The organism is Aneurinibacillus sp. UBA3580, from assembly GCF_002375825.1.
GTDB lineage: Bacteria > Bacillota > Bacilli > Aneurinibacillales > Aneurinibacillaceae > Aneurinibacillus > Aneurinibacillus danicus.
In genome coordinates, this window is the sequence record NZ_DFMZ01000137.1 from 32,172 (window position 1) to 32,836 (window position 665).

At 52.5% G+C, this 665-nt stretch carries 1 protein-coding gene; it reads left to right on the forward strand.

Annotation, left to right across the window (positions count from 1 at the left end):
• Nucleotides 1-585, forward strand: a 585-nt coding sequence (locus B2899_RS18210) for an undecaprenyl-diphosphate phosphatase (protein WP_286887608.1), incomplete at its 5' end; no start/stop codon positions are given.
• Nucleotides 586-665 lie beyond the last annotated feature (80 nt).

Below are 665 nucleotides of genomic sequence, written 5' to 3' on the forward strand. Positions count from 1 at the left end.
GGAAGAGAGAAGACCGGACGCCCGCAGCTCAACCTGCTGCACATTTTTATCGGTATTCTTCCTGCCGGTGTAGCCGGGGTAGTGCTGCACGATTTCATTAAAGACAAGCTGTTCTCTTCGATGACTGTATTGCTCAGCCTTATCGCGGGCGGTATCCTGATTATTGTGGCTGAAAAGATGCGGCCCCGTACCATAGCGGAGACTGTTGATGACATTAGCTATAAGCAGGCGCTTGGCATTGGTCTGTTCCAGTGTCTGGCGCTGTGGCCGGGCTTCTCCCGCTCGGGTGCTACGATTGCCGGGGGGCTTCTGCTTGGGACAAGCCGGAAAGCGGCCGCCGAGTTTACCTTTATCATGGCGATTCCGATCATGATGGGCGCAAGCGGCCTTGACTTGCTCAAGAACTGGGATCACTTATCGGCAAATGACTTTGGCTTCTTTGCTGCCGGGTTTATAACGGCATTCGTCGTGGCGGCGATCGCGATTGTTTCGTTTCTGAAGCTAATCGAACGAATCAGCCTGACGCCGTTTGCCATCTATCGCTTTGCCCTGGCGCTTGTTTTCTATTTTTTCATTCTAGGCTAATAGATAATAGCTGGCGCGCTCGCTTCTGCGACGCGCCTTTTCTCCATTGAAATCGTATCCTCGTTCTCTTCTCTCTTTTC